The sequence below is a fragment of the Streptomyces sp. genome, from assembly GCF_031181705.1.
In the GTDB taxonomy this organism is placed as follows: Bacteria; Actinomycetota; Actinomycetes; order Streptomycetales; family Streptomycetaceae; genus Streptomyces.
Window position 1 is genome coordinate 26494 of sequence record NZ_JAPSKN010000062.1, and the last position, 4225, is coordinate 30718.

Sequence of the window (4225 nt, forward strand, 5' to 3'; positions counted from 1 at the left end):
TGCTGTCGAACCGGGCGGGCGGGCAGGTGGTGAGCGCGCTGCGGAATCTGACGGAGACGTTGGAGGAGCGGAAGGAGACGCGGCGGGAGGTGCGGACGCAGCTGTCCCAGGTCAACATGACGTCCTATGCGGTCCCGGTGCTGGGCGTCGGCTCGCTCTTCCTCATGGACGGCGTGAAGGACGGCGCCCTGGAACGCATGACCAGCTCACCCTTCGGCCAGGCGGCGGTCATCATCGCCTTCTCGCTCTACGCCGTCGGCTTCGTCCTCATCCGCCGCCTGTCCCGCATCGACATCTGAGAAGCCCGGAGGCACACCATGGGACTGCTCTTCGCCCTGCTGATGGGCATCGGCGTCTGGGGCGTCTTCGCCGGCATCCGCATGTACCGCGCCGAGGCGAAACTCCCCGGCGACCTCGCCCTCGCCCTGGAGGTCGGCTCCACGCGCACCGGCGCGGTCGACTCCCTGGTCGACCGCATGGGTATGCGCTACGCGCCCGCCGTGCTCCGGCTGATGGGCCCCAAGCAGGTGGCCAAGTACCGTCGCAAGATCGACCTCGCGGGCAACCCCGGCGGCCTCACGATCGACCGCTACGCCGCCCGGCGGGCCGTCTACGGCGCCCTGGGCGGAGTCGGCTTCCTGGTCTTCCTCATGCGCGGACAGCTGTTCGTCGCGCTGCTCCTGCTGGCCTTCGGAGCCTTTTGGACGGAGGTCGGCATCTGGTCGGCCATCCGCATCCGCAAGGACGTCATCGAACGGACCCTGCCGGACTTCCTGGACGTCCTCGCGGTCGTGGTCAGCGCGGGCCTCGGCTTCCGGCAGGCCCTGGACCGGGTGGCGTCCAAGTACGAGGGCCCCTGGGCCGACGAACTGCGCATCACCCTGCGCCAGATGGACCTCGGTATGAGCCGCCGCGACGCCTTCACGGAACTGCGCCGCCGCAACGACTCCGAGCAGGTCGCCATGTTCGTGACGGCGTTGCAGCAGGGAGAGGAACTGGGTGCCCCGATCGTCGACACGCTGGTCTCCCTCGCCAAGGACATGCGGCGCACGGACGCCCAGAACGCGAGGAGGAAGGCGGCCCGGGCGGTCCCCAAGGCCACGATGATGATCACGACCTTCATGGTCCCGGCCACGATGCTCCTCCTGGGCGCCGGACTGATCCTCGGCTCGGGCACGGACTTCGGCTCGGTGACGGGGAAGTAGGGGGGGCGCCAGGATGTCGATGACAGGGGAGCGCAGCGGACTGCTGGGCCGCCGCCGCCGCGCGGGCCGGACCCCGGAGATCACGACACCCCCGGCGGGCACGGTGCTGCCCGCCCATGTCCGCACGGGCGCGCCGGACGTCCCGGTGACGTCCGTGACACCCGCGCTGCCACCGGGGTGGGAGCCGCAGGGGGGTGCTGTCGGGGGCGAACAGACGCTGCGGATCACGGGGCCCGGGCGCCGGGAGGAACATGCGGCCGCTCCCGCACGGCGTCCGGACGGAACGGCGAACGGGACGTCAGTCACCGAGGACGGCACGCCTCCGCAGGGACCACCCGCACGCCACGGAGAGAGCCACACGAGCCACACGCGCGACGCGGCCGCCCACCCGGTACCGGGCGGGAGCCGCAACGGCGACGGGGAGGCTGACCCGATGCCGGGAGAAGGGCGGAGCGACGGCACCCCACCACCCGCCCATCCCGCCATGGATATCCAGGTCAACGCCCTCCAGGCCATGTGCCGCCAGGTGTTCGGCTTCCGCCTGGCCATGATCGCCCTGGCCACGCCCACCGCCCTGATCAACGCCAACGAGGGCCTTCCCACCCGCCTGGTCGGCGCGGCCGTCGTCGTCACCTTCATGACCTCCTACGTCCTCTTCCGGGACTGGGAGCGCTTCGGCCCCCTCCTGCTTCGCCACCCGAGCCTCCTCGCCGCGGACACCCTCTTCGGTGCCCTGCTCCTCATCTCCGCGGGCCCCGACAGCACCCTCGCCTACGTCAGCGTCTGCACCCCCCTCCTGGCCGGCCTGGTCTACGGCTGGCGGGGCGCGGCCGTCTTCGCCTCCCTCCAGGCCCTGCTGCTCCTCCTCATCCACGCGGCCCAGGAGGACCCGGCTCCCGGCATCGCCGAGTCGACCCTCCTGCCGGGCCTCTGCGTCATCGCCGGCGCCGTCGGGTCCAGCCTGCGCAACCTGATGCTCCGCTTCGGCGCGGCCACCCAGGCCCTCACCACCGTCCAGGCCCGCCTCGCCGTCACGGAGGCGGTGAGCGCCGAACGGGCCCGTCTGGCGCGGGAGATGCACGACTCGGTCGCCAAGACGCTGCACGGCGTGGCCCTGGCCGCCGACGGCCTGACCGGCTCGGCAGGCGCGGAGCGCATGGACCCGGCCCTGGTCAGGCGACAGGCCGCCCTGGTCGCACGTTCGGCCCGGCGCGCCGCGGCCGAATCCCGTGAACTCCTGGCCGATCTGCGCCGCGAGTCGGACCCCGGCCAGGGCACCGACGTGCTGGTCGAACTGGCGGCGCGGACCCGTGACTTCAGCGCCCGCACCGGCCTGCCCGCCGTCTACCACCCCACCGGCGAGCACGCCGTGCCCCCCGTCCCGCCCGCGGTGGCCCGCCAGCTACTCACCATCGCCTCGGAGGCCATGGAGAACGCCCACCGCCACGCCGAACCGACCCGCGTGGACGTCCGCGCGGGCGTCCACGGCGGCTTGCTCCGCATCAGCGTGCGCGACGACGGCCGCGGCCTCCCACCGGGCACCACGCTCGAACAACTGCGCCGCGCGGGCCACTTCGGCCTGGTCGGCATGGTCGAACGCGCCGCATCGGTGGGCGCCCGCATCCGCATCGGCCGCGGCGGCCACCCCCAGGGCACGGAGGTCCGTCTGGAACTCCCCCTGGCGGCCCTGACGACACCCACCGCCTGACCCCCACGACCCGAGAGGAGGCCCCGATGCCGGACCCCACCACCCCACACCCCGGCGCACCGCAGCCGCCGCCCCCACAGAACCCGTTCGCCGCACCCCCGACCCACCGCCTCCGGGTCGTCGTGGCCGACGACAACCCGGTGGTCCGCGCCGGCCTCACCGCCCTGCTCTCGGGCCGCGCGGACATCGAGGTCGTGGCCGAGGCGGCCGACGGCCGCCAGGCCTACGAGGCCGCCCACCAGCACCGTCCCGACGTCGTCCTGCTCGACGTCCGCATGCCCGGCGTGGACGGCATCTCGGCCCTGCCGTACCTGGTGCGGATCGCGCCGGTGGTGATGCTGACGTACAGCAGGGAGTCGGAGATCGTCCAGGAGGCCCTGCGCCGGGGGGCGGGCGGCTACCTGGTCCACGGCGAGTTCACGGCCGACCAACTGGTCGACGCCGTACGCGACATCAGGGAGGGACGGCCCCACTTCACCCCCACGGCGGCGGGCGCCCTCCTGACCCAGCTCCGCCAGAGCCAGGCACCGGCGGAGGTGTCTCTACCGGAAGGGCTCGGGCAGTCGGCGAGTGCGAGTGCATATGGAATTTCGGACTCCGTGAACTCGCATAATCATCCCCAAGAACCCGTCTGGCCCGCGAACTTCCAGCCAGGCTCCGTTCGGCGCGACCCTACTTCTTCAGAAAACCTTTCGCGAATGCAACCAGATGTGGCACAGTCTTCGTCTGGGTGGGCGAGTGGCCGTCCGGCCGCTCCCGACAGGTCGCGGTTCCAGCTGAGTACGAGGGAGGCGGAGATCATGGACCTCATCGCGTCCGGCATGAACAACCAGCAGATCGCCGCCACGTGCTTCATCAGCGAGAAGACCGTCAAGAACCACATCAACCGCATCTTCGCCAAGCTCCACAGCACCAGCCGCTCCGAGGCCGCCGCGAAGTGGATCGGCACGGCACCGGACTCACACCGAGGGCGGGGTGACGTCCGGTGACGGTATGGGAGGAGAACCGGTTGGGCCCGCGCGATTGGGCCCGGGATTGGGCCCTGGGGCCCTCTGGCGAAGAGCTCGTTCCGCCGTACGTTCCTCGTGTCGAAAGCGACACAGCCGAACCCGGAGGGGAACACCATGAGCGACCTGATGCTGAAGACCGCCGTCGCGACCAAGGTCCGCGTGAACGGCTGGAAGAACACGACGGTGCAGGCGATGCAGCGCCGCGCCGGCGACAGGGGGCAGACGGCGGTCGAGTACCTGGGCATCATCGCGGTGGTGGTGGCGATCGTGCTGGCGATCACGGGTACGAACATCGGTCAGAC

Annotated in this window: 5 protein-coding genes; all 5 read left to right on the forward strand. The window is 71.6% G+C overall.

What is annotated here, in order from left to right; genetic code table 11:
- Positions 1 to 299: type II secretion system F family protein (locus RIN80_RS14445; RefSeq protein ID WP_375141696.1), on the forward strand; the 299-nt coding region annotated here is incomplete at its 5' end.
- A gap of 18 nt (positions 300 to 317) precedes the next feature.
- A complete protein-coding gene (locus tag RIN80_RS14450; RefSeq protein ID WP_309095982.1) occupies positions 318 to 1205 on the forward strand; it encodes a DUF5936 domain-containing protein in 888 nt (295 codons plus the stop codon).
- Positions 1206 to 1218: 13 nt separating this feature from the next.
- Positions 1219 to 2913, forward strand: a complete 1695-nt coding sequence (locus RIN80_RS14455; protein ID WP_309095983.1) for an ATP-binding protein — start codon at positions 1219 to 1221, stop codon at positions 2911 to 2913.
- Positions 2914 to 2939: 26 nt separating this feature from the next.
- Entirely contained in the window at positions 2940 to 3902 is a 963-nt protein-coding gene (locus RIN80_RS14460) for a response regulator transcription factor (RefSeq protein WP_309095984.1), read from the forward strand.
- 135 nt (positions 3903 to 4037) lie between these two features.
- On the forward strand, positions 4038 to 4225 hold a 188-nt coding region (locus tag RIN80_RS14465), incomplete at its 3' end, for a hypothetical protein (RefSeq protein WP_309095985.1).

Coding starts and splice junctions, on each gene's coding strand:
- RIN80_RS14450 (WP_309095982.1), top strand. CDS start 318: ATGGGACTGCTCTTCGCCCTGCTGATGGGCATCGGCGTCTGGGGCGTC.
- RIN80_RS14455 (WP_309095983.1), top strand. CDS start 1,219: ATGTCGATGACAGGGGAGCGCAGCGGACTGCTGGGCCGCCGCCGCCGC.
- RIN80_RS14460 (WP_309095984.1), top strand. CDS start 2,940: ATGCCGGACCCCACCACCCCACACCCCGGCGCACCGCAGCCGCCGCCC.